The organism is Halomonas sp. KAO, from assembly GCF_015595025.1.
Classification (GTDB): Bacteria; Pseudomonadota; Gammaproteobacteria; order Pseudomonadales; family Halomonadaceae; genus Halomonas.
The window spans coordinates 1-20,265 of sequence record NZ_JADNRL010000004.1; the positions used below are offsets into that span (position 1 = coordinate 1).

Below are 20,265 nucleotides of genomic sequence, written 5' to 3' on the forward strand. Positions count from 1 at the left end.
TTTGGCGTGACCTGATGATCGGGCAGCTCGGTTGGCGGTTTCGGCATGATACGGGCTCCTGAACCTCGGGCTCTGATATTGAGCTTAACTCACTGAGCCGGTGTATGGATGCAGGTTGACACACAGGGTTTGGGCTACTGCATTAGCATATAATAATTCAGAACTGGATGAGCCCCCTACAAGCTGGGCGGACTTTTGGGATGTTGAAAAGTTTCCAGGAAAAAGAGGATTAAGGAAAGGGGCAAAAGGTAATTTAGAATTTGCTTTGATGGCAGATGGGGTTAAGAGAGAGGAAGTATATGATCTGTTAATGACTCAGGCCGGAATTGATAGAGCTTTTGAAAAGCTTGAGGAACTTGAGCCTCATATTCAATGGTGGGAAGCTGGTGCTCAGCCACCTGAATGGCTTGCTTCCGGAGATGTGGTTATGACAAGTTCATATACGGGGCGGATTGCAAGCGCTATTGAAGATGGGTATAGCTATGGAATTGTATGGGACGGTCAACTCTATAGTGTAGACTCATGGGCAGTAATTAAGGGTGGCGATAATAAGAATTTAGCTTTTGAATTCATCAATTACGCTAGTTCTGAGCAGCCTGCAACCGAGTACCCTAAGCTTATGCCTTATGGAGTGCCGAATAAAGCTGCACTAGAAAAATTAGAGGGCGATATAAAAGCATATCTTCCTGGCTCTGATGATAATATAGCTGTGGGCTTGAGGGAGGACACATACTTTTGGGTTGACTTTCAAGACGAGCTCAATGAAAGGTTTAACTTTATGATATCTAAGTAGCCCTCTTTGTGGGCAGCCTACGCGCTGCCCACAAAACTTTAGCACGCTACTTTCCGATAATTGGTATGACTATAGGTGATTTTTTCTAATTACTATAGGTCTATTATTAGTAAATATCAAAAGGGCTGGCCATGGAACTCGCAGAAAAATCAGACCAAAACCCAACATTACGACTAGGTCGAGAGCTAAGCTTAAGAAAGGGCTATAAAAAAAGCGAGAGATTAAAGAAAATCAAAGCTTTTGCATTGGTTTTTCCTCTGCTTATGTTTTCTGTTAGTATGTTTGTATTTCCTATTGTGGTAATGTTTAAGAATAGCATTGTTGACTCGGAGCTAGTCCAAGCATGGCATAATACTCCTGAGGTAATACAAAACTGGCCAGGGCATGACCTTCCTTCTGACGATATTTTTTTCGCAGTTGCAAACGATATCGTTATATCTTCTTCTGAGCGCGGTTTAGCAGCAGTTGCAAGAAGGCTGAATTATGAAAAATCGGGTATGAGAAGTTTGTTGAGCCGTACGGGGAGAAAGGTAAAAAAGGACTCATTCACTACGCCAAGTGAAGCTAAGGCTTTGCTTTTAAATGTTGACTCAAGGTGGGGGGAGGTTTCAACATGGCAGGCAATAAAAAGAGCCTCCTCTATTATGACAAGTAAGTATCTTTTGCAGTCTCTCGACCTAAAAATAAATAATGAAGGAAGTCTTGCTAAGGTTGATGAAAGTAGCGCAATATATTTTGGGATACTGATTAAGACATTGTTTATATCTTTTGTTGTTACTTTAACGTGTCTTGCCTTGGGATTCCCTTTGGCTCATCTTATCGCGAATTCTTCCGAGAAGACTTCACGCATTATGCTGATATTTGTGCTGCTCCCGTTGTGGACATCTTTGCTTGTGAAAACTAGCGCCTGGATGGTTTTGCTGCAGAAAAATGGACTCGCAAATAACCTGCTTCAAGGCTTAGGAGTGATTAGTGAGCCCCTTTCAATTCTTTATGCTCGTCCAGCAGTTTATATAGCAATGACACATTTGTTGCTTCCTTTTATGATTCTTTCTTTATATAGCGTTATGAAAAATATCCCCCCTTCTTACTTTAGGGCAGCAATTAGCCTTGGCGCTACGCCGGTAAAAGCCTTTTTGAAAGTGTATATTCCTCTTGCACTACCTGGAATAGTTGCGGGATGCCTTTTATGCTTTGTTATATCGTTAGGCTACTACATAACGCCTGCACTCGTCGGCGGAGCAGGTGACCAGATGCTTAGTTACTTTATTGCTTACTACACGAACACCTCAATGAACTGGGGTCTTGCTTCTGCTTTAGGAGTGGTACTTTTTGTTATTAGCTTGATCTTGTTTTATCTTTATATAAACCTGAGCTCCTCTAAAGAAGAAAGAGTCAAATCATGATTAAAGCATATACAGAGATTGGTAAGGCATCTAGGCTGGCTTATATGGCTTCTGCTATTGCTGTACTAGGCTTTATGAATTTGCCTTTGGTTGCTATCCTCCCTGTTTCATTTAACCCAAGTGATTTTTTGAGCTATCCTTCTGATGGATTTTCGCTACGCTGGTATCAAGAAGTGATTAGTTCTAGTGCTTGGGTTTCTTCACTCAAGAATAGTTTGGTGATAGGTGTGTTGGCCACGACTTTGGCTGTCATATTAGGGACTCTGGCAGCTTTAGGCATTAATATGGCTGACTTTCCTGGGAAAAAACTCGTTAGTGCATTGATAATATCACCTATGGCTGTTCCCATAATAATCTCTGCGGTCGGGCTCTATTTTTTCTTTGCGGAGCTAGGTATCGTGGCTACTTATACTTCAATGGTGTTAAGCCACACCCTTTTGGGTACTCCTTTCGTTTTTATCACGGTTAACGCAACTCTTCGCGGCTTTGATTTTACTTTGGTTAAAGCAGCGCAAAATCTAGGCGCTAACCCCACGGGAGTGTTTTTTAAAGTTGTTCTCCCTTTGATAATGCCTGGTGTTCTAGCCGGAGCTTTATTTGCCTTTGCAATTTCCTTTGACGAAGTGGTTGTTTCTCTTTTCATAGCCGGCCCTGAACAAAGAACTCTTCCTATACAAATGTTTGCTGGGCTTAGAGAAAATATAACGCCTGCGATTGTGGCAGTGGCTACGCTTCTAACTTTGTTCTCGGCAATTCTTTTGCTAGCATTAGAAGCTTTGAAAAGAAGGAGGTGATTATTAGTTTTTATTTTTTTGATTAAAGTTAATTTGGTTAAGCCAGGCAGTGGACCTGTCTGGCTTACCTTTTGGCACGGATCGAGTGAGGCGTTAACCAGCTATTTTTTTATAGATATTAGAAAATATTTCTCTTGCAGGATTATGCTCTTGGCTCTTTTTTGTCAATAGGCATACTGCGTTTGATGTATGAATTTTTTCCGGGAGTACTGCTCTCATTTTTCCTTCTAATAGCCACTTTTTCCCCATGTAGGGAGGAAGAAAACCCAGATAATATCCGCTTAATATCATTGATGCGCGCATATCTAAGTTTTTTGCAGATGCTGTTATATTAACTTTAGACATGTAATCTATAATAGCTTCGTCATTCATTGTGACTATTTCTATAAAGTTGTATTTTTGAGTCTTTTCTACTGTGATGTCCTCATCAGGGGTGCTAAATAATGGGTGTCCGAAGCCGCAGTACAAATATAATTTCTCATCGAAAAGCTTTGTAATGTTAAGGCTGCTTGATACTCTTGGTATTACGTTAATACCAAGGTCCGCTTTACCACTGAGTATCGCTTGCTCCACTTGGATAGGGTCTCCAGAAAGTATTTTTATGTAAGAGTTTGGGTGGTTCATGTGGAATTCTGATATGGCTTGGGAGAGTTTTAGCCTTTCATCCCATACTGCATTATCAGAAACATACAAAACAAGCTCTCCGCTAATATCGATTTGAGCCTTCTGAACTTCATTTCTAAAGTGATCTATGTTGTTAAGAAGGGTGCAAGAGGCCTTGTAGATTTTGTTTCCCTCAGGAGTTAGTGAAAATCCAGATCTTCCTCTATTGCATAAAGTCATTCCTAGTCGTTTTTCCAAATCGGAAATGTCGGTACTTATTGCTGACTTTCTTTTGTTTAGTGAAAGCTCGGAGGCAGTTATTCCTCCACACTCAACAACAGCTTTGAAAACCCGGATTAGCCTTATTTCGTAATCTGTTACATTGTTTAGTTTCTTCATGGCTTCTGCTTTGTTTTGGTTTAAAAACTTTGAAGTGAGCTTCACGTTGAGTGCATAGCTTGTCAAGCTGAGAAAGTGATGCGTAATCTGCCATACCTGCTAGGGTGGCTGTTACACGAGGTGTGCTGAGTGATTATCAGGGTGCGCGTATTTTGTCAATAGTAATTAGGGGTGTCTATTTTTTGGGGGGGTAGTAACCCTTGCCCTTGAAAGTGTCGGTGATCACGGTGGCTTTGCGCTTCGCGGTCCAAGGGTGGTGGGGTCAGTTCTTGAACGGCATCCTCCTACCTTCCTGATGATTGCACTTCGTTGGTGCAGTTTTGGAAAGGGCACTTCATCATGTGGCCTGCCGACTCCTCTTGTACCATAGTCTGAATTAAACTAGTTAGATGCAGGTTGACAGCTGAGGCGTGGTCCCCTTCAATAGCTATCTGATGATGCCGTGTGATGCTGGTGATAAACCCTGGTTCTCAGGTTGTCCCTGTAAGCATTTCACGAAGCCTTTCGTGCTGCGTAGCACCTTGTTTTTTCGGGCTTTTTAAGTGGTGTGACTTGTAATCAGTAGGTCCCGGGTTCGACTCCTGGTGTCGGCACCATTTAAAGCATGATATTTCAATCGCCTAGCGCGATTCCCCAACCGCCCGAGAGGCGGTTTTTTGTTGTCCGCGTAAAATTCCTGCTCGCTTTCCCTGCCAGCGCTTCCTGGGCCTCTCCTGTCGACCCTTGTGACGCGCCCAGAGGAGGCCGCTCGGTCGCAGCACGTGGTTACCGAAACGAAGCCAACTTCATCGTCATGATCTACCCGATTGGCTCCTCGGTGAGGCGCCTTTTCGATCAGGCCAGGTCCACATGAAACGACGAAGAACCCAAAAAACCGCTTCCTTTAAGTGGGAAGCGGTTGCTTCTTAACTACTACGTGGATGTCGGATTACAGGGTCATGAAGGGGGTGGCCTCCCCGTCGCGGAATTGGTAGACGTTCCAGTCCTCCTGCTTTGGTCCCGGCATGCCGGGGGTGCCGATGGGCATGCCGGCCAGGCCGATGCCATCGGTGTCGGGGCGCTCCTCGAAGAGTTTCTCCATGGCCGCGAAGGGAACATGCCCCTCGATCACGTAATCACCCATCTCGATGGTGTGGCAGGCACCGAGCCCGTAGGGCAGGCCGACGCGCTCCTTGACCTTGCCCAGCTCCACGTCGTCGACGATGGTGACGCTGACCCCGCGCTCCTCGAGCTGGCGTGCGTACTCGTCGCAGCAGCCGCACTGGGGGTTCTTGTAGAGGGTGGCCTCGGTTGGCGAGGCAGCCTGAGCGGTGCCAGCGCCTACCAGCAGGGCGGAGGAAAAGAGCAGCGTAGAGGCGAAGCGGTTCATGAGCGATCCTCCCGGGAACGATGGGGCATGAAGAGATACTTGGCGAGGGCGAGGATGCCGAGGCCCAGTAGCAGCAGGAAGGTCAGCGGCATCAGCCATCCCATCCAGCCCATTGAGCCCATCAGAGCGAAGCATTGATTACTGAACATGGTAAGACTCCTGATGATGATGATTCATACAGCCGATCGATGGCCGGTGTGTCGGCGTCATCGCGATAGCGGGGAAGGAGTCAGGGCCTTGGAGGTTCGCGAGGTGGTGGGGCGATGAATTCGACCACGGCCGCGCCGTCGGTGTCGGCCAGGGTATCCGGAGGGGGCGGGAAGATGAGAGGGAGCGCCGGCATGGCCACACAGCCGGCGCAGTCAGAGGCAGCGAAATCGAACATCTCGACCTCGGCCGTGCTGCAGTCAGCAGCGCAGCTATCCATGGCCGCCTGGGCGACCAGGCCGGACACCGACAGCAGTACCGCGAGCAGCAACGCCAGTAGGCGTCCTCCTCTTGCACGGTGCTGCGATCCGGCCGATATGGTCATGGTGGTTCCCTTGTCTTCCTTGCGCCATTCTGTGCTCGTCATGCGATCAATCACATTGACCCAGCGCAATGTCGAGCGAGATGGCATGGAGCATGCCCGCCGGGTGGCGATTTGCCTTACCAGGCCCGGGCAGGCAATCATGGTTTCAGTTATGAGCTTACAACCTATGGGTAGCACCGAGGTCAAGGTGTGAAGAGGTTTACAGCATTTTTCTTTCGCTGAGTTCAGCCTGTTTTCAGGTTTGTGCGTTACAAATGAATCTCACCCAACGCAACTCAACGAGGTAATATCATGCGCAAGACATTGCTGGCCCTGGCTCTGGGCCTGACCACGAGCACGGCATTCGCTGCCGGTGAGCACGGCGGCTCTCACGAAAAGGTGAGTGGTGCCGATATCGATCGCACCATTCGCTTCGAGGCGGGCGACATGTGGTTCAACCCCGGGAGCCTCGATATCGCACCGGGTGAAACCATCAAGTTCGAGATCGTCAACACCGGTAATCTCGAGCATGAGTTCGTCATCGGCGACGCCGAGGCTCAGGAATCCCACCGAGAGATGATGCAGGAGATGGGGGGGAGCCATGGCAACGGTGGTCACGGTAGTCACGGAGGCCATGGCATGGCCGAGGGCGAGCATGGTGGCAGCATGCCATCCGTGACCATTGCCCCGGGCGAGACGGCAGAACTCGTATGGACTGCCCCCCGGAATGTCGACGTCCTGGAGTACGCCTGTAACATACCGGGCCATTACGAGTCGGGCATGTTCGGGAATATTGATTTCCAAGGGTGAATCTATCACATGAAACTGTTGCTTCTTGAAGATGACGATCTGCTCGCCGATAGCCTGGCCGAGAGTCTCAAGGACAACGGTTATCGGGTCGATCTGGCCGCTTCGCTCAAAGTGGCCAGGTATCTGATGGCAACCGAGCATTATGAACTGGCAATCCTCGATCTCGGCCTTCCAGACGGTTCAGGCCTGGATTTGCTCAAGAAGTGGCGTAAAGCGGGACACAGCTTTCCTGTTCTGATTTTGACTGCACGAGATACCTGGGAAGATAAGGTCGTGGGCCTTGAGGGGGGGGCTGATGATTACCTGACGAAGCCCTTTCATGAGCCCGAGCTCATCGCCAGAATCAGGGCACTACTGCGCAGGAAATCTGGCAGCATGTCCCATGAGCTTGCTCTCAATGGTATTACGTTGGATGAGGCCAGCAGATGTGTCAGCGTTAACGGGGATGCTTGGCAGTCCCTGACCGGCACCGAATTCGCGTTAATGCGATATTTTATGCATCATCCGGACCAAGTCCTTTCTAAGGAGCGTCTCCTCCAGCAACTTTATGCATTGGATCAAGATGCGGCGTCGCCTAATATTATTGAAGTATATATTTCCAGACTGCGACGGCACGTAGGAAAGTCTGTCATTCAGACTCGCCGTGGGCAGGGATATGTCTTTGTTACGCATTGACCGACGAAGCCTGCGAATCCGCTTGCTAGGCTGGCTCTCTGGTATTGCCATCATCGTGACCGGGGCTACATGGCTGTTGCATGGTATCTTGCTTCAAGACCTGGCGCGAGATTTTCTCGGAGAGCGCCTGAAGCGTGAGGCCGAGCATGCAATCGAGCAAGTCAAGCAGGATGATATTTCAGCCCCTGACGTGCTGGATTCCGCGAGCCACGGTTTTCAGGCCTTTCACCACCTGTACGTTCTTCGCTTAGGAAACGATACCTCATCTTCAGACCCCCGCTGGGTGGAGGCGCTAGACTTCTTACTGGATGATACCAGAGATGATCTCGTGGAAGTCAGGGATGGAGAGCAACACTTATTGGTATATCGACGGCCTTTCTCTTTAGAGGAAGAGCGTGGGGTGTTGCTGGTTGGTGAAGATTTTTCTCAGCTAGATGCGGGGCTGCATGAGCTTCACTGGTGGGTAGCGGCTATTGCGGCAGTTCTGTTATTACTCCTGGTGATGCTGAATATTCTGGCGGTCAATCGTGGTTTGATACCTCTCTCACGACTCCGAGATCAGCTTGGAGAACTTCGGACTGGAGATCGAGATCGCCTATCCTTGGAAGTTCCTTCTGAGCTTGATAGCTTGGTTATCCAGCTCAATCGATTCATGGATGAAATTGATAGTCGCTTGCAACGTTCCCGTGACTCGGTGGCGAACTTGTCTCACGCACTCAAGACGCCGCTCGCGGCGGTAACCCAGGTGTTGCAAGGGGCGCGACCTATTGACGATGTTCGGCGTAAAAAACTGGTTCAGCGACTTGAAGAAATACATGCTCAACTGGATGCAGAGCTTAGGCGGTCAAGGATTGCGGGCCCGAATGCAGGGCGTATGTCTGACCTCCATCGTGATTGCACAAGATTGATCGATATGTTTCGAGGTCTTTACCCAAATATTGATTTCACGATGAGGCTTCCGGAGGAGATCGAAAAACGAGTGCCCATTGAATCTCAGGATTTTTCAGAGATGCTGGGGATTGTGCTTGACAATGCCGGTAAGTGGGCCAGCAGCAGAGTGGATTGTCGAATTGTGATCGATGATGGCCTCAGGATTACCGTCGAGGACGATGGCCCTGGCATTGCAGCAGATGACCTGCCTCGCCTTGGTCAACGTGGCCGGCGATTGGATGAACGTCATCCCGGGTATGGTCTTGGCCTGTCTATTCTGGGGCAGCTCATGACGCGCTATACCGGAGAGGTGAGCTACCGAGTTAGCGCATTGGGTGGCTTGTGTGTGGAGATGGAGGTTCCCATCAAGGAATCCCCCACCTGATGGTGAAATTTTCAGGCCTGTTTCAGGTTCGTGCTTCACACTGGCCCGCGACAAACATTGACGGGAGTCACACATGGCAAACTCGCGCGTCATCACGCACCCGCTTTCACGTCGTCAGATCCTGAAAGGCGGGGCTGCGCTTGGTCTTGGATCGGCAGCGGCCCTGAGCCTGCGTCCTAGCTGGGCCAACCCCTGGGGCCGGACCAATGCCTACTCCAAGGGAGTCGAGGAGGGCCCCGAGGTATCGCTGGCCATCCGGCGGGAGTCGATCCTGATCGACGGCAAGGAGGCGCGGCCAATCAGCATCAACGGTACCAGCCCTGGTCCGATGATCCGTCTCAAGGAAGGTCAGGATGCGGTACTCAAGGTCACCAACCTGCTCGATGAGCCCACGTCCATCCACTGGCATGGCCTGCTCCTGCCGCCCGAGATGGACGGCGTGCCGGGGGTAAGCTTCCCCGGCATCGCCCCGGGCGAGACCTTCACCTACCGCTTCCCGGTGCGCCAGAACGGCACCTACTGGTATCACAGCCACTCCGGCCTCCAGGAGCAGCTTGGCCATGCCGGCCCGCTGGTCATCGACGCCGCCGGGCGTGAGCCGTTCCGCTACGACCGCGAACACGTGCTGCTGCTCACCGACTGGACCTATGAGGACCCGATGTCGGTGTTCCGCAACCTCAAGACCGCCGAGGGCTACTACAACTTCCAGGAGCGCACCATCGCCGACTTCTTCGCCGACGTGCGTGAGAAGGGCTTCGCCGCCACCGCCGAGATGCGCGGCATGTGGGCGCAGATGCGCATGAGCTCTCGCGATATCGCCGACGTCACCGGCAGCACCTATACCTACCTGCTCAATGGCCAGTCGCCCGAGGAGAACTGGACGGCGCTGTTCCAGGCCGGTGAACGGGTTCGCCTGCGGGTAATCAACGGCTCGGCCATGTCCTACTTCGACGTGCGCATCCCGGGGCTCAAGATGACCGTGGTAGCCGCAGACGGCCAGCCGGTGCAGCCGGTGCCTGTCGACGAGTTTCGCATCGGCGTGGCCGAGACCTATGACGTCCTGGTCACCCCCAAGGACGACACCGCCTACACGATCTTCGCCGAGGCCATGGATCGCAGCGGCTACGCCCGGGCCACTCTGGCGCCCCGCGAGGGCATGGCCGCGGAGATTCCTGAACGTCGCCAGATCGCCGACCGTGGCATGGAGGCCATGGGGGCCCACGGCATGGAGGGCATGGACCACTCCGGGATGGGCGGCTCAGACATGCAGGGTATGGATCATTCCAGCATGAACGGCTCGGACATGCGGGGCATGGACCACAGCAACATGCAGGGCATGGATCATTCCAGCATGAACGGCTCGGACATGCGGGGCATGGACCACAGCAACATGCAGGGCATGGATCATTCCAGCATGAACGGCTCGGACATGCAGGGCATGGACCACGCCAACATGCAGGGCTTGTCAGGTGAACAGAACAGGATGAACGCCAATGGCATGCTGGCGGCAGGGGCGGCGCAGCCTGGCTCTCGCTATGACCAGGCCGGTATCGGCATCGATCCCGACACGCGCCGGGTGCTGGTCTATCGCGACCTCAAGGCCTTCACCCCCTGGCCGGATCGCCGCGAACCGCAGCGTGAGCTGGAGCTTCATCTCACCGGCAACATGGAGCGCTACATGTGGTCGTTCGACGGCAAGAAGTTCAGCGAGGTAACGGGCCCCATCCACTTCGAGAAGGACGAGCGCCTGCGCCTGATCCTGATCAACGACACCATGATGGAACACCCTATCCACCTCCACGGCATGTGGATGGAGCTGGAAAACGGCCACGGTGAGCTGATTCCCCGCAAGCACACCCTCAACGTCAAGCCGGGCGAGCGCGTCTCCGCGCTGATTACCGCCGATGCCGAGGGCAGCTGGGCCTTCCACTGCCATCTGCTCTACCACATGGATGCTGGCATGTTCCGGGTCGTCAAGGTTTCGTAAGGAGAAGGCATGAATAACAGAACCCCACTGACCGCCGTAGGTGTCCTACTGGCCACGACCACGTTTTCCGTTGCCCAGGCCAAGGATGGCTACGATGCGCCGGCTGGCTGGCCGTCACCGATTGTGGAGCACAACATGGGCATGGCATTGTTCGACAGGCTCGAGTATGCCGTGCCCGACAAGGGGGAAGAGGCCGTGGTTTGGGACTTCCAGGCCTGGTACGGCAGTGACGTCAATCGGGTCTACCTGAAGTCCGAGGGCGATAACGTCCAGGGCGACGGCGAGGATGCCGAGTTCGAGTCCCTGGAACTGCTCTATAGCCGGCTCGTCGCCGACTTCTGGGAGCTCCAGGGTGGCGTCGGCTACCAAGGCGGCGTCTTCTCCGACGACCACGCCGAGCGCACTTATGGCGTGCTTGGCCTGCAGGGCGTCATGCCCTACGGCATCGAGACCGACGTGGCGTTACAGGTTAGCGACGAAGGCGACGTCTCGGCCAGTTTCGAGGGCGAGTACGACCTGCGCCTGACGCAACGCCTTTATCTGCAGCCGCGCACCGAGATTGCCGTGGCCGCCAGCGAGGTTGAAGAGTTTGGCGTCGGTGAGGGGCTCAACTCGGTGCGCGTCGGCATGCGTTTGGGTTACGAGGTGACCCGGCGGTTCGCTCCTTACGTGGGTGGCTACTGGGAGAAGCAATATGGCGATACCGCCGACCTCTCGCGTGCTGGCGGTGATGCCACGGAAGATACCGGTGTTGTGGCCGGAGTCAGGTTGATGTTCTGACGTTAATTGTGTTTTTTTTCGATGCTTGCGCCACCGGAAGGTGGCGTTTTTTTCATGATTTCCGACGGGATTTTCAGTTTCATTTCAAGTTCCCCACCTATCATGAGGATGTCACCAATAAGGAGGGACCTCTGATGAAACTTAAAGCAATCACATTTGGAGTGGTAGTGACGAGTGCACTCTCAATGCCCGTTCTGGCCGATGTAGGGCACGGTGCCCAAGGGTTGCCGGTTCTGGAAAGAGGGACATCCGATACGCAAATCCTGACAAATGGAGTTCCGGACCGCTTCCAGATCAATATTGATCATCCCACCACGCTGAGAGTGAGTAGCATGCATTTCTCGGGAGTATCGAGCCAGGGAGTCAATATCAAAGCGACATTGTATGACGATAATGGCAACCCTGTGGCGGAGGATTCCAGCCCGCAAGGCCACTTCCAGCTCACTCGACAGCTGGAGCCTGGCAATTACCAGCTAGAGGTCTCGGGAACTTCAGCGGGTTCGGGCCACGAAAATACTAGTAACCGGTACGACCTACACGTCTCCTATTAAAGAAGTAAAGCGAGAACTTGGTTGGATAGAAAGGGCCAGCGTAAAGCTGGCCTTTTTATTTGAGACGCATTTCGAGGCGTAGTGTTCAGCGTAGGTTCAGAAACCGATGCTAGTCTAAAAAAGTCGTAGCATACGACATTAAGTACAATATAGTCTGCACTGAGGTGTCATTATGTGGAATAACAAAAAGTCCTCCCTAGGAAGCTTGGCGGCTATGGCCTTGGCAACGGGGGCGACTTCTACGCAGGCCTTGGAAACCCAAGTGGGAGAGACCACGGTAGGGCTTTATGGTTACGCCAGGCTGAACATGACCTATAATTTCGATCGGGATGCCGGATCGGCTAACGAAGGTTACTTTGCTGAAGTCGCAGGGTCAGATGACGAGGATGTCGGAGATCAGTTGCAAGTATCAGCTACCCAGAGCCGTATCGGCTTTCGGACCAGTACACCTGTCGAGGGAAGTACGCTTGACACCGTCATCGAAGGGGACTTCTGGTCCTATAACGATGATAATGCGCGCTTCAGGTTACGACATGCCTATGGTTCCTGGAATGATATTCTTGCTGGACAGACCTGGTCGAATTACAACACCTTCGTCGCCGCCACGCCCACATTGGATTTCTTCAGCACAGCGGGAAGCTATGGTGGCTATGGAACACGTCTTGCCCAGTTGCGCTACACCATGGGAGCATTCTCGATAGCTGCGGAGGATCCAAAGGCACAGCTGGCGGAGAATATCGACGGCTCTATGCCTGAAGACGCCTCGTTGCCAGATAATGACGATGCCGTATCATCGATGCCGGCATTCAGCCTGCGCTACGAAGACAACTCCGGAGACTTTTCCTATTCAATCGCCGGCATCGCCCGACAGCTGAAGTACGATACCGGCAGCGAGAAGGATACGGAAATGGGCTATGGGGCCTTCGCCGCAGGTGCCTATCAAGCTGGACCGGTGACTTTGAGAGCGATCGTGAGCGCCAGCGAGGGGGCGAACAGTTACCTCTATCTGGCTGGTGATTACTTCAACGGTGCCGATGCCTACGTTGATACTAACGGCAAGTTGAAAACGTTATCTGACGATGGCGGGGCCATTGGTTTTTCTTATCAAATGTCGCCACAATATTCACTGAACGCGTCTCATGGCTATACCGATGTCGGTTTAGGTGAGACTACCGTGGGGGGGAATGCTGGTAGAAAGAACAAGAATACTTTTCTGAATTTAATGTGGACTCCCAGCGAGCGTTTGATGTATGGAGTTGAGTATGGATATTTCGCAACGGAGTTGGCCAATGGTCGTGAAGAAGATGCGAGCCGTGTGATGGTGGCTGCCCAGTATGAATTCTAGAATGAATTAGTAGTATAGCAAAGAAGCTGTTTTGATCGATTGCTTGGGCGACTGCCCAAGCTTTTTATGCGTACTAGTCAAGGCGTACAAGTAAGTGGCCTAGGCCATTTTTTGCGTATTTTTTAGGCGCGAACTGACGACTATTTACGTGAAATAAAATAATGGCCTGGATCATGTTTTACAAGCTGGTTGTTAAGGGTGAGTTCAGGTAGGAATCGTATCCTGATCCTGTTACCAAACAGGAAGAGAGGGTTGACATGAAAATCAAATTCGCACTTGCCGCCGCCATCATTAGCATAGTTGCTACGCCCGCACTTGCCAGTTTTGGTCATACTGAATCCCAGGGCAGGCAGCTGACGGAAGGGATCAATCCTGGTGGGATTTTGACCAGCGGCTTTCCACATGAATATGTACTATCGTTAAGCGAAAGTTCAGAGGTTAAAATCGCCAGTGACCACTTTCCAGGATCATCAAGTATTACACTTAGGATGAGGGCAAAGTTGATGAGTGATTCAGGGAAAGTCATTGCGGAAGCAGATTCACAAAACGGAGACTTCACGATTGATGAGATGCTTGATCAAGGCGAATATCGCCTGATAGTTTCAGGGGATAGTGGTGGGCTTGGTGACAGCGATATGCATCAATACAGCCTACATGTAGATATTCAATGATTCAGAGTTGGCCAGCCAATGCTGGCCAACGCTTATTCCAATGTTTTTTTAAGATGTCATAAGTGGTGAATAGGTGTGGTTCGCTGATTGATGATTTATGTTGCTGAAGCCGCTGTGTTTTGCTGAGCGCAACCCTTTTTCTTGGGAAGCCGCTGTGATCAAGACGGCATTGTTACTTACCGGTGTCTTGGGTGTCGCCTGGATGCCAGCGATTGCTGTTGCTGGAAATGAAACGGATTGAAGCACCCCGGCTTTCTCGGAGACTCGCTGGTTGAGTCAGGCCGTCTTCTTGGCCTGACCCTGTTGCTCATAATACAGGGCTTCTCGCTCGGCCTGCCGGTCCCAACTGCGCAACGTCCCCGGAGTGCAGCCGATCTTGGGGGCAATGGCATCGATGGCCGCCCACTGCGAGGGATAGTCAGCCTCGTGTTCAAAGACCATGAGGACCGCCCGCTGACGGACCTCAGGGGTATATCGCTTGGTGGTGTTCATGGCTCCATCCTCTCAAGGTTTGGAGCCTCCGGGAATCCCGGGACGGTTCAGTGCTGTGATATTTATTGACGCTTTTGGTATTGCCTTGTGTCTACTATCTGTGGAAATGCAGTCGTGTGAGCCATTTCTAACTAACAGTATCGGCGAGGCTGGGTGGCACATGAGAGATGCTCGAATGCGATACTTGAGGGCACCCAGCCTAACACGAGCGGTTATTCGTATTATTGATGTAAGGATTGCCAGTGACGGAGCCTAGCGCCAGATTGATTTGCGATTTGTGAGCCCATATTCAGCTTGCGTTCAGGCCTTGGGGTTATGCTGGGCATAAGGGATCACGCTTGACGATGCAGCCAACCCGCTGGTGTAACGTCGAACGGTTCGTAGAGGCTTGAAGTCGCGAGGAAATCGCCATGATTGCGTACCCACAAATCGATCCAGTGGCATTCTCCCTCGGACCGGTACAGCTTCACTGGTATGGCCTGATGTACGTGGTGGGGCTGACGACTGCATGGTGGCTGGGGCGGCGGCGAGCAAACCGCCTCGGCCTGACCCACGATGATATCGGTGATCTGATCTTCTACGGCGCTCTGGGCGTCATCATCGGGGGCCGACTGGGCTTTGTGCTGTTCTATGGTCTCGATCAGCTGCTGACCAACCCCTTGTGGCTGTTCAAGGTCTGGGAAGGAGGCATGAGTTTCCATGGGGGCCTTGTCGGTGTTCTGATAGCCGCGTGGCTGTTCGCTCGACGTCACCGCCTGGCCTACCTTCAGCTGACCGATTTCATCGCTCCGCTGGTGCCGATCGGTCTGGGTGCCGGGCGTCTGGGCAACTTCATCACTCACGAGTTGCCGGGGAGGGCCAGCGAAGTGCCTTGGGCGATGGTCTTTCCGCCCATGTTGGGTTTGGGTTCCGAGCCGCGCCACCCATCAGCACTCTACGAGTTTGCCCTGGAGGGAGTGGTGCTGTTTGCCGTGCTGTGGTGGCTGTCACGGAAACCGCAATCGCAAGGACTTATCTCGGGGCTATTCCTGCTCCTATACGGCATCTTCCGCTTCATCGTGGAGTTTGTGCGCCTGCCCGATCCTCAGCTGGGTTTCATCGCCTTTGGTTGGTTCACCATGGGGCAGCTGTTGACGTTGCCAATGTTGGCAGCAGGAGCGTTTCTGGTCATTGCTGCACATCGTCGCGAACAACAAATGGTCGCCTCATGATGAATTCGATGCACGAGCACCATGCTGGACATGGCGATAGCATTGCCAAAGGCTGAAATGCCAACGACATTGAACTTTAAGGGGGTTGTCATGAAACAACATCGAGAACACCGGTTAGGAGTATCTGAAGTCAATCTAGTGACTCGTCACTTGAAGCTCTATTCCAGCGACCTGAATGCGGTTCACGCGGCTGTAGTGGATATCGATGGGCTATACGGGCTCGACAGTGTTTCGTTCGATGAGAAGAAACGAAAGCTTCACCTGGCCTATGATGCCACACGTCTCTGCCTCGACTGCGTTGAAGATATCCTCGACAAACATGCGGTCGAAATGAGTCGTGACTGGTGGAACCGCTTCAAGGAGGAGCATTATCGGTTTGTCGATCAGAATGTGAAGGACAATGCCAATAAGGAGCCTTGGAGCTGTCATTGAATGGCAGTCATGACCTTGCACGGGCTAGCCTTAGGGTGAACGCTGCATGAAGCTACGCTCATTCCGTTCGGCCCCGGAGCCTCATGTTGCGCTTTTTGCCTTTCTGCTGAATCTGCCTTGGGAGTTTCTACAGGTTCCGTTGTATGCGGGCATGCCTGCGATGCCACATTGGGAAGCCGTGCAGACTTGTACCCAGGCGGCGCTTGGCGATGTGGTAATTGCGTTGATGGCGTATTGGTCGGTGGCTGTATGGCGTCGACGTCGTGACTGGCTTCGGGGCTATGGGGCCAAGGAGTGCTTGGGCTTCGTGCTGCTGGGTGTCGGGATCACGGTGGCGATGGAGTGGTACGCGACGCTGGTCAGTCAACGCTGGGAGTATGCACCGCTAATGCCCCGCGTGCCGTGGTTGGGCACGGGCCTCTCGCCGTTGCTCCAATGGTTGATCTTGCCGCCGCTGATGTTGTGGATGTCGCGCCGTCATCGGCTAGGAGCTGAAACTGTATCCAAACAGAGGATTTGACTATCGGGTGGCACATAGGTTCTACACTTCGATCCTATATCTGCCAATGCAAACTCTACTCTTCGTCAGCGTGAGAGTGTCGGAATGTCAAGAGGGCGCTGAGTAGGGTCCGGTTTCATGACCCCAAGGAGAGAGATGATGGAGTCACTGGATAGAACCCCACAGTATGAGCAGAATAGCCTTTCTCTGATTGGTGCGATTGCCTTAGGTACCGGGGTCATGATTGGCGCTGGTATTTTTGCCTTGACGGGACAGATGGCCGAGATGACGGGAGAACTTTTCCCATTAGCCTTCTTGTCAGCGGCACTCATCGTCTCCTTCAGTGCTTATTCCTATGTGAAACTGTCCAATGCCTACCCGTCAGCTGGTGGTATTGGCATGTACCTCCAAAAAGCCTATGGGCCGACGCTGACCACCGCTTTTCATGCGCTTCTAATGTATTTTTCCATGGTGATAGCGCAAAGCTTCTTAGCGAGAACCTTCGGGTCCTACACGCTAGAGCTTTTCGATGTGAGGGATAGGTCGCTGCTTGTTCCCCTATTGGGTGTTGCGTTGCTGATATCCGCTTTTTTACTTAACCTCTCTGCCAACAAGATGATCCAGGGGGTTGCGTCAGTACTCGGGTTCATAAAAATTGGTGGGATCATCTTGTTTGGGGTCGTTGGTGTCATAATTGCCGACTCGGTCGGCATGGAAACCTCGGTGTCGGCGCCCGAGGGGTCTCTTGCAGGCTTTCTGGGAGCAACCGCGTTGGGAATCCTGGCCTTCAAGGGATTTACAACGATCACCAACAGTGGTTCAGAGATAAAAGATCCCCACCGCAACGTCGGCAGGGCGATCATGATATCTATCGGTCTTTGCGTCGTGATCTATGCGCTGGTGGGGTTGGCCGTTGCGAGTAACCTGTCCCTCTCGGAAATCATCGAAACTAAAGATTATTCACTTGCGGCTGCAGCGCGGCCGGCTCTTGGAGAGGCCGCCGTTTGGTTCACCGTCATCCTCGCCATGCTTGCTACCGCGGGGGGCATCATTGCCAGTATATTTGCGGTCTCTCGCATGTTGGCGATGCTGACGGAGATGAAGCTAGTGCCACATCGCCACTTTCATATGCCAGGCAGTATCCAGAAGCATACCTTGGTCTATACAGTTGTGCTTGGCTTGATCTTGACGGCATTCTTTGATCTTAGTCGTATCGCTGCGCTTGGCATCATTTTCTATTTAATTATGGATATAGGTATCCATTGGGGAGTGTTGCGTCATCTGCGTAAGGAAATTGAAGCAAGCGCAACCGTGATAGTGATTGCAATACTTCTGGATATGGTCGTGTTGGCAGGTTTTCTGTGGGTAAAGGCTACGACAGATTATTTGGTATTAATTGTTGCTCTTGTCGTGATGGCGGCTATCTTGCTTGCCGAGCGATTCTTTCTGTCTCGTACAGGGGATTCTGCTTCAAACGAGAAGACTCATTCTCATTGAAGTTTCAGGTTTGCCTGTCTCGGCTCCGTCTCATGACTGGAGGCCAAAAGTCTCCCGGTATGCCACAAGACGGGGCAACACTACCAAGGCGCCTGGCGGCCCCAATCGCGATGCAGAGCATCCCTTCTACAACCTGAATCACTGTAATGTGCGAAGAATCTCTATTTCGCCAGGGCAGCCTCTGCGCCGAGAGGGCGCGAGGGGCCACCAGGTTCAGCGAGGAACCGGACGGGTGATGCGCTTGGTCTCGAGATATGCCTCCAGGCCCTCCTGGCCCAGCTCCCGGCCGATGCCGCTGCGCTTCATGCCTCCCCAGTTGCCCTGGGGAGGCGCCAGCTGGTCGCTGTTGCACCAGATATTGCCCGCCTCCAGTCGCCGAGCGATGGTGTCGGCGCGGTCCGGATCTCCCGATACCACGGTGGCTGCAAGGCCGTAGTCGCTGTCATTGGCCAGCGAGACCGCCTCCTCGTCGCTGGCAACCCGGCGCGCGCAGAGCACGGGGCCGAATATCTCCTCCCGCCACAGCTGGCTGGTCGTGGGAACATCCCGATATAGCCGAGGCGATACGAAGCATCCGCGCTCGGGCATGGGCGGCGTGGGTGTCTCGCTGTGAAGCCCCTCCGCCTCGGCCTGGGCCAGATAGCGGTTGACCCGCTCCTGCTGGCTGGCATTGACCAGGGGCCCCAGGGTGGTTTCTTCTGCGAGGGGGTCCCCCGGCTGAAGCTCCGCCATGGCGGCATCGACGGCAGCGTAGAGCCGGTCTGCCAGGCGCTCGTGGACGATCAGGCGGCTGGTGGCCGAGCACATCTGGCCGGCGTTGTAACAGATGCCGGCGATCACCAGGTCACGGGCGAGGGTCAGGTCGGCATCCTCGGTGACCACGATCGGCGACTTGCCGCCGAGCTCCAGCGAGACCGGCCGCACGCCGCTGGCGGCGGCCCGCATCACGGCTTCGCCCACCGGATTGCTGCCGGTAAAGGAGAGCTTGTCGATGCCGGGGTGCTGACTCAGGGGCGCGCCGATCCCCTGGCCATCGCCATTCAGCAGGTTGAACACCCCGGGTGGCAGGCCGGCCTCCAGCACGATCTCGCACAGTACCTGCTCCGGCAGGGGCACTACTTCCGTGGGCTTGAACACCACCGTGCAGCCGGCAGCGAGTGCCGGCGCCAGCTTCCAGGCACTGCTGACCAGGGGAAAGTTCCAGGGCGTGATAAGGCCGGCGACCCCGACCGGCTCCCAGTAGCGATAGGCCGCCAGTCCCGGCTGGCCGACATCCTCGCGGCGGCCCTGGCGCTCGCCCAGGGCCGCCGCCGCTTCCGCGTAGTAGCGATAGCAGTCGATGGCATCGTCGAGGTCCTGGCGTGCCTCGCTCAGCGGCTTGCCGTTGTTGCGGCTCGATAGCGTGGCCAGCGTTTCGCGACGCCGCTCGAGCCCCGCGGCGATGGCCGCGAGCCGCTCGCCGCGCCGGGCCGCCGGCGTGGCACGCCAGCCGGGAAGGGCCCGCCGAGCGGCGGCTACGGCGGCGTCCACATCGGCCGGGTCGCCGCCTGTTATCTCGCCCAGCGGTGTCTCGTGATAGGGGTCGACGATCGTCAGCCGGGTGCCGCCGCGGCTGGGAACCCATTGGTTATCGATAAACTGCTCGTTCAGGCGTTGCATCAGTGGACTCCTGTTCCGTGCGTGGTCAGCCAGCGTCGACGAGTCGGCTGCATGCCGGGAAAGTTAAGCTCGACCAGGCGAAGCATCAGCGTCAGCACCACGGTGGTGGCGAGATAGATACCCGCGATCAGCATCAGTGGCTCGTAGACCAGGAAGGTCTCGTCGCGAATGATATTGGCGGCCTGCAGCAGGTCCATCAGGGCGATAGTGGAGACCAGCGGGATCGACTTGAGCAGCAGGATCATCTCCCCGGTGAGCGTGGGCAGACAGAGCTGTAGGGCCCGGGGGAGCCATAGCCGAACGAGAACCTGGAAGGGCGACAGCCCGAAGGCGCGGCCGGAACCTGTCAACCTGATTCGGACAGATCGTTAAAAATTAGTGTCGATTTCGTCGCGGTGGCACCTGCCGCCGATAGCGTCGGGAAGTTCACCACGCTGTAGGGGGCCGGGTCGTCGTCATCGGGCTG

At 53.7% G+C, this 20,265-nt stretch carries 22 protein-coding genes and 1 pseudogene; 16 read left to right on the plus strand and 7 right to left on the minus strand.

From position 1 onward, the window contains the following. The first annotated feature begins 115 nt into the window (after positions 1 to 115). The 3 genes from IOC61_RS01050 to IOC61_RS01060 all read left to right on the plus strand — a co-directional run bounded on the left by IOC61_RS01050 (position 116) and on the right by IOC61_RS01060 (position 2,993). Entirely contained in the window at positions 116 to 793 is a 678-nt protein-coding gene (locus IOC61_RS01050; protein ID WP_229332846.1) for an extracellular solute-binding protein, read from the plus strand. A 131-nt stretch (positions 794 to 924) separates the two neighbouring features. Then, entirely contained in the window at positions 925 to 2,199 is a 1,275-nt protein-coding gene (locus tag IOC61_RS01055; protein WP_195687042.1) for an ABC transporter permease, read from the plus strand. Continuing rightward, positions 2,196 to 2,993 carry an ABC transporter permease gene (locus IOC61_RS01060; RefSeq protein ID WP_195687043.1) on the plus strand — a complete coding sequence of 266 codons (798 nt, stop codon included), beginning with the start codon at positions 2,196 to 2,198 and terminating at the stop codon, positions 2,991 to 2,993. Before IOC61_RS01055 ends, IOC61_RS01060 begins: the two co-directional genes overlap by 4 nt. Before the next feature lie 93 nt (positions 2,994 to 3,086). Here the strand turns inward: IOC61_RS01060 and IOC61_RS01065 are convergent, their stop codons facing one another. The 4 genes from IOC61_RS01065 to IOC61_RS01080 all read right to left on the minus strand — a co-directional run bounded on the left by IOC61_RS01065 (position 3,087) and on the right by IOC61_RS01080 (position 5,983). Then, positions 3,087 to 3,995, minus strand: coding sequence for a LysR family transcriptional regulator (locus IOC61_RS01065; protein ID WP_195687044.1), 909 nt, complete (start codon positions 3,993 to 3,995; stop codon positions 3,087 to 3,089). A gap of 928 nt (positions 3,996 to 4,923) precedes the next feature. Then, a complete protein-coding gene (locus IOC61_RS01070) occupies positions 4,924 to 5,364 on the minus strand; it encodes a DUF411 domain-containing protein (protein WP_195687045.1) in 441 nt (146 codons plus the stop codon). Continuing rightward, positions 5,361 to 5,513, minus strand: coding sequence for a hypothetical protein (locus tag IOC61_RS01075; protein ID WP_195687046.1), 153 nt, complete (start codon positions 5,511 to 5,513; stop codon positions 5,361 to 5,363). The genes IOC61_RS01070 and IOC61_RS01075 overlap by 4 nt, the downstream gene beginning before the upstream one ends. An 80-nt stretch (positions 5,514 to 5,593) precedes the next feature. After that, positions 5,594 to 5,983, minus strand: a complete 390-nt coding sequence (locus IOC61_RS01080; protein WP_195687047.1) for a hypothetical protein — start codon at positions 5,981 to 5,983, stop codon at positions 5,594 to 5,596. A 204-nt stretch (positions 5,984 to 6,187) separates the two neighbouring features. Here IOC61_RS01080 and IOC61_RS01085 point away from each other — a divergent pair, with 204 nt between their 5' ends. The 9 genes from IOC61_RS01085 to IOC61_RS01125 all read left to right on the plus strand — a co-directional run bounded on the left by IOC61_RS01085 (position 6,188) and on the right by IOC61_RS01125 (position 14,250). Further along, positions 6,188 to 6,685: a cupredoxin domain-containing protein gene (locus tag IOC61_RS01085; protein WP_195687048.1), complete on the plus strand. Its 498-nt coding sequence runs from the start codon at positions 6,188 to 6,190 to the stop codon at positions 6,683 to 6,685. Between the two features lie 9 nt (positions 6,686 to 6,694). After that, entirely contained in the window at positions 6,695 to 7,360 is a 666-nt protein-coding gene (locus IOC61_RS01090; protein WP_195687049.1) for a response regulator transcription factor, read from the plus strand. After that, positions 7,341 to 8,675 carry a sensor histidine kinase gene (locus tag IOC61_RS01095; RefSeq protein ID WP_195687050.1) on the plus strand — a complete coding sequence of 445 codons (1,335 nt, stop codon included), beginning with the start codon at positions 7,341 to 7,343 and terminating at the stop codon, positions 8,673 to 8,675. Before IOC61_RS01090 ends, IOC61_RS01095 begins: the two co-directional genes overlap by 20 nt. 73 nt (positions 8,676 to 8,748) lie before the next feature. After that, positions 8,749 to 10,662, plus strand: coding sequence for a copper resistance system multicopper oxidase (locus IOC61_RS01100; RefSeq protein ID WP_195687051.1), 1,914 nt, complete (start codon positions 8,749 to 8,751; stop codon positions 10,660 to 10,662). 9 nt (positions 10,663 to 10,671) lie between these two features. Beyond that, a complete protein-coding gene (locus tag IOC61_RS01105; RefSeq protein ID WP_195687052.1) occupies positions 10,672 to 11,442 on the plus strand; it encodes a copper resistance protein B in 771 nt (256 codons plus the stop codon). Between the two features lie 134 nt (positions 11,443 to 11,576). Then, positions 11,577 to 11,993 carry a hypothetical protein gene (locus IOC61_RS01110; protein ID WP_195687053.1) on the plus strand — a complete coding sequence of 139 codons (417 nt, stop codon included), beginning with the start codon at positions 11,577 to 11,579 and terminating at the stop codon, positions 11,991 to 11,993. Positions 11,994 to 12,165: 172 nt separating this feature from the next. Next, positions 12,166 to 13,338, plus strand: coding sequence for a DcaP family trimeric outer membrane transporter (locus IOC61_RS01115; RefSeq protein ID WP_267491264.1), 1,173 nt, complete (start codon positions 12,166 to 12,168; stop codon positions 13,336 to 13,338). 257 nt (positions 13,339 to 13,595) lie between these two features. Next, complete coding sequence (locus tag IOC61_RS01120) at positions 13,596 to 14,009, plus strand: hypothetical protein (RefSeq protein ID WP_195687055.1); 414 nt, start codon at positions 13,596 to 13,598, stop codon at positions 14,007 to 14,009. Between the two features lie 97 nt (positions 14,010 to 14,106). Then, complete coding sequence (locus IOC61_RS01125; protein ID WP_195687056.1) at positions 14,107 to 14,250, plus strand: hypothetical protein; 144 nt, start codon at positions 14,107 to 14,109, stop codon at positions 14,248 to 14,250. A 77-nt stretch (positions 14,251 to 14,327) separates the two neighbouring features. Here IOC61_RS01125 and IOC61_RS01130 read toward each other — a convergent pair. Next, positions 14,328 to 14,501 (minus strand): annotated as a pseudogene (locus tag IOC61_RS01130) (IS3 family transposase); the annotation flags it as partial. Positions 14,502 to 14,911: 410 nt separating this feature from the next. On the opposite strand from IOC61_RS01130, the gene lgt reads away from it, so the two are divergent. From lgt to IOC61_RS01150, 4 genes are all read left to right on the plus strand, one after another. After that, positions 14,912 to 15,712 (plus strand): prolipoprotein diacylglyceryl transferase, encoded by an 801-nt coding sequence (gene lgt, locus IOC61_RS01135; protein ID WP_195687057.1) that lies wholly within the window; start codon positions 14,912 to 14,914, stop codon positions 15,710 to 15,712. Between the two features lie 21 nt (positions 15,713 to 15,733). Then, entirely contained in the window at positions 15,734 to 16,144 is a 411-nt protein-coding gene (locus tag IOC61_RS01140) for a cation transporter (RefSeq protein WP_229332848.1), read from the plus strand. A 46-nt stretch (positions 16,145 to 16,190) separates the two neighbouring features. Beyond that, entirely contained in the window at positions 16,191 to 16,664 is a 474-nt protein-coding gene (locus IOC61_RS01145; RefSeq protein ID WP_195687058.1) for a hypothetical protein, read from the plus strand. 135 nt (positions 16,665 to 16,799) lie between these two features. After that, positions 16,800 to 18,140 (plus strand): APC family permease, encoded by a 1,341-nt coding sequence (locus tag IOC61_RS01150; RefSeq protein ID WP_195687059.1) that lies wholly within the window; start codon positions 16,800 to 16,802, stop codon positions 18,138 to 18,140. Positions 18,141 to 18,353: 213 nt separating this feature from the next. Here the strand turns inward: IOC61_RS01150 and IOC61_RS01155 are convergent, their stop codons facing one another. Both IOC61_RS01155 and IOC61_RS01160 read right to left on the minus strand, forming a co-directional pair. Continuing rightward, on the minus strand, positions 18,354 to 19,799 hold the full coding sequence (locus IOC61_RS01155) for an aldehyde dehydrogenase family protein (protein ID WP_195687060.1): 1,446 nt from the start codon (positions 19,797 to 19,799) through the stop codon (positions 18,354 to 18,356). Beyond that, positions 19,799 to 20,149, minus strand: coding sequence for an ABC transporter permease subunit (locus IOC61_RS01160; protein WP_229332849.1), 351 nt, complete (start codon positions 20,147 to 20,149; stop codon positions 19,799 to 19,801). The genes IOC61_RS01155 and IOC61_RS01160 overlap by 1 nt, the downstream gene beginning before the upstream one ends. Positions 20,150 to 20,265: the final 116 nt, after the last annotated feature.

Coding starts and splice junctions, on each gene's coding strand:
- IOC61_RS01055 (WP_195687042.1), top strand. CDS start 925: ATGGAACTCGCAGAAAAATCAGACCAAAACCCAACATTACGACTAGGT.
- IOC61_RS01060 (WP_195687043.1), top strand. CDS start 2,196: ATGATTAAAGCATATACAGAGATTGGTAAGGCATCTAGGCTGGCTTAT.
- IOC61_RS01065 (WP_195687044.1), bottom strand. CDS start 3,995: ATGAAGAAACTAAACAATGTAACAGATTACGAAATAAGGCTAATCCGG.
- IOC61_RS01070 (WP_195687045.1), bottom strand. CDS start 5,364: ATGAACCGCTTCGCCTCTACGCTGCTCTTTTCCTCCGCCCTGCTGGTA.
- IOC61_RS01075 (WP_195687046.1), bottom strand. CDS start 5,513: ATGTTCAGTAATCAATGCTTCGCTCTGATGGGCTCAATGGGCTGGATG.
- IOC61_RS01080 (WP_195687047.1), bottom strand. CDS start 5,983: ATGCCATCTCGCTCGACATTGCGCTGGGTCAATGTGATTGATCGCATG.
- IOC61_RS01085 (WP_195687048.1), top strand. CDS start 6,188: ATGCGCAAGACATTGCTGGCCCTGGCTCTGGGCCTGACCACGAGCACG.
- IOC61_RS01090 (WP_195687049.1), top strand. CDS start 6,695: ATGAAACTGTTGCTTCTTGAAGATGACGATCTGCTCGCCGATAGCCTG.
- IOC61_RS01095 (WP_195687050.1), top strand. CDS start 7,341: ATGTCTTTGTTACGCATTGACCGACGAAGCCTGCGAATCCGCTTGCTA.
- IOC61_RS01100 (WP_195687051.1), top strand. CDS start 8,749: ATGGCAAACTCGCGCGTCATCACGCACCCGCTTTCACGTCGTCAGATC.
- IOC61_RS01105 (WP_195687052.1), top strand. CDS start 10,672: ATGAATAACAGAACCCCACTGACCGCCGTAGGTGTCCTACTGGCCACG.
- IOC61_RS01110 (WP_195687053.1), top strand. CDS start 11,577: ATGAAACTTAAAGCAATCACATTTGGAGTGGTAGTGACGAGTGCACTC.
- IOC61_RS01115 (WP_267491264.1), top strand. CDS start 12,166: ATGTGGAATAACAAAAAGTCCTCCCTAGGAAGCTTGGCGGCTATGGCC.
- IOC61_RS01120 (WP_195687055.1), top strand. CDS start 13,596: ATGAAAATCAAATTCGCACTTGCCGCCGCCATCATTAGCATAGTTGCT.
- IOC61_RS01125 (WP_195687056.1), top strand. CDS start 14,107: ATGTTGCTGAAGCCGCTGTGTTTTGCTGAGCGCAACCCTTTTTCTTGG.
- lgt (WP_195687057.1), top strand. CDS start 14,912: ATGATTGCGTACCCACAAATCGATCCAGTGGCATTCTCCCTCGGACCG.
- IOC61_RS01140 (WP_229332848.1), top strand. CDS start 15,734: ATGCTGGACATGGCGATAGCATTGCCAAAGGCTGAAATGCCAACGACA.
- IOC61_RS01145 (WP_195687058.1), top strand. CDS start 16,191: ATGAAGCTACGCTCATTCCGTTCGGCCCCGGAGCCTCATGTTGCGCTT.
- IOC61_RS01150 (WP_195687059.1), top strand. CDS start 16,800: ATGATGGAGTCACTGGATAGAACCCCACAGTATGAGCAGAATAGCCTT.
- IOC61_RS01155 (WP_195687060.1), bottom strand. CDS start 19,799: ATGCAACGCCTGAACGAGCAGTTTATCGATAACCAATGGGTTCCCAGC.